This is a genomic window from Priestia sp. P5_B4 (assembly GCF_056400385.1).
Window position 1 is genome coordinate 1 of sequence record NZ_JBFULJ010000609.1, and the last position, 2,337, is coordinate 2,337.

The window sequence follows — 2,337 nt, forward strand, 5'->3', positions numbered from 1 at the left end:
AGCTCTGTTTATGAAGTAAATGATACATTAGATAACTATAATATTGTAAAAAACAAGGTTAATGAACGTTTTAAACAATGGAAAAGCGAGTAGTTATATAAATTTTAAAGCGCTAGAAAATTTGCTTTCTTAGGGCTTTTTATTTCGAAAGGTCCCATTAAAGGACAATCAATCAAAACTTCTATAGATAATAAATTAAAAAAGAGAAGAGATATTTGTGTCTCCTCTCTTTTTTAGGCTAAGAAATTGTTTTTTATATGTGGATATCTTTAGCATTGTAAATCCACATTATCTTGACGCTATACCTTATAAGATAGATTGGATAATCCCGCCTTCTACACGTTGAGCAGCGCCATTAATAGCTGACGCATTTTCTGATGCAAGGAATACAATTGTATCTGCCACTTCTTCTACGGTAGCATATCGTTGAATTAGAGATGTGGGTTGATCATGCTTAAAGTATTCTGCAATAAACGTATCTAAGTCCTGCCCTTTTTCATCCGCAAGATCTGTAATAAACTGCGAAAATCCCTCTGTCCATGTTGGACCAGGAAGTACAGAGTTTACGGTTACTTTTGTTCCTTTTGCTGTTTCAGCTAATCCTCTAGATAATGTAATGAGGGCTGTTTTAGAAACACCATAAGGTACTAATTCCGGATAAGGTTTAATACCTGCCTCACTGGCAAGATTAATAATTCTCCCGAAATTACGTTCCATCATTCCTGGTAAAAATGCTCGAGCTAAATGAACAGCACTTAATACATTGATTTGATAATAGTCTAACCATTCTGCATCAGTTACTTCTACAAATGGCTTTACTTCAAAAACACCTGTATTATTGACTAGAACATCTAATTGACCAATCTCATTTACTTTTTCTACAAGTCGCTCACAATCTTCAGCTTTAGAAACATCTGCTGCAATTCCATAAACAGTTCCTAAAGAAGCTAATTCTTCTACTACTGCTTGAACTCCTTTTTCTGTACGCCCATTGATAATAACCTTTGCACCTTCTTGTAGAAAGCTTTTCACAGCACCTTTACCAATACCACCAGTTGATCCTGTTACTAATACTAATTTACCTTTTAATTTTAAGTCCATTTTAAACGTCCTCTCTAACCTTTTATTTAACCTATTCTATAAATAATAGTTGTTCATCATTTGAAAAATTTTTTCTAATATATTCGTTTACTAGGGTGTTAGTTGATCCCCTCATTTTTTAAAAATCAAGCTAGCTACTACACTTTATATTGAGGCCTCAATAAGATATTTTGTTAGCTATTAGCTTGATCAATTGTTATTATGTATCAGGATAGAAACAATTAAAAGTACGCACTTTTAAGTAGCATTGATACTAAAAAGTAATATAGGTACTAAAAAGTGCCTATATCATTGGAGGTAAGGTAGTTGCAAAAATATAATATTCCGRTAGAGGCAGCTCTTGAAGTCATTGGTGGCAAGTGGAARGTYGTCATTTTATGTCATCTTATTTTAGGTAYAAGAAGAACTGGTGAATTAAAGCGTTTAATGCCTGGAATCACRCAAAAAATGTTAACGCAACAGTTACGTGAGCTAGAAGAAGATGGTATGATTACACGTTTTATTTATAATCAAGTTCCTCCTAAAGTAGAGTATTCRTTAACTAAATATGGACAATCTCTTAAAGACATTTTAGATTSRTTATGTRCTTGGGGTGGAAGACACATTGAACGTAATTATGAGAATAAATTTGATATGGTAAAAGAAAGTATCCTAAATGAACATATGAAAAACATACAAAACGATGCAGAGGATCTACATATTGAATAGAGGAAAGAGAAAGTTACTTCCTTTCCTTGTAAGCTTTTACTTTTTGTTGATTTTAACGTTTTTTCCCTAAAACCGTTGATTTCTTTCATAAAAGGTAACTCATTTGAAAATTTCATTATTTTAAAAGTTGAAATCTATTACCATTAAGTATATCTATTCCTTCCTCACTCTCCATTAATGCCATCAAATCAACCGATGCTGGATAAAAAAAACCTTATTTTTTTCAATAAAACGTTGAAACGTCTCACCCGTACAACTGACTACTTACTTCTGAGTATGAACCTTATTTAGAAGGTGACTTGTATGAACGTTTGGGAAATCGTGTCGTTGAAAGACAGCTTGCGAAGAAAGGTCCCACTAAAAGTACAGTCAATCAGAATCTCGATAGATAATAAATTAAGAAAGAGAAGAGATATTTATGTCTCTTCTCTTTTTTTAATGCATTCCTAGAATTCGTTTTATGGTAACTACGAAGCGAAAAAGCTATCTTTGGGGAAGATAGCTTTTTCTACTGATAAATAAAATTAG

2 protein-coding genes are annotated in these 2,337 nt (G+C 32.6%); one reads left to right on the top strand and one right to left on the bottom strand.

The annotated features are described in order from the left end of the window. Positions 1 to 306 precede the first annotated feature (306 nt). Positions 307 to 1,101, bottom strand: coding sequence for an SDR family NAD(P)-dependent oxidoreductase (locus AC1DRF_RS23640; RefSeq protein ID WP_427076781.1), 795 nt, complete (start codon positions 1,099 to 1,101; stop codon positions 307 to 309). Between the two features lie 306 nt (positions 1,102 to 1,407). Between AC1DRF_RS23640 and AC1DRF_RS23645 the strand changes: the two genes are divergently transcribed. Beyond that, positions 1,408 to 1,809, top strand: a complete 402-nt coding sequence (locus AC1DRF_RS23645) for a winged helix-turn-helix transcriptional regulator (protein WP_477741841.1) — start codon at positions 1,408 to 1,410, stop codon at positions 1,807 to 1,809. Positions 1,810 to 2,337: the final 528 nt, after the last annotated feature.

Coding starts and splice junctions, on each gene's coding strand:
- AC1DRF_RS23640 (WP_427076781.1), bottom strand. CDS start 1,101: ATGGACTTAAAATTAAAAGGTAAATTAGTATTAGTAACAGGATCAACT.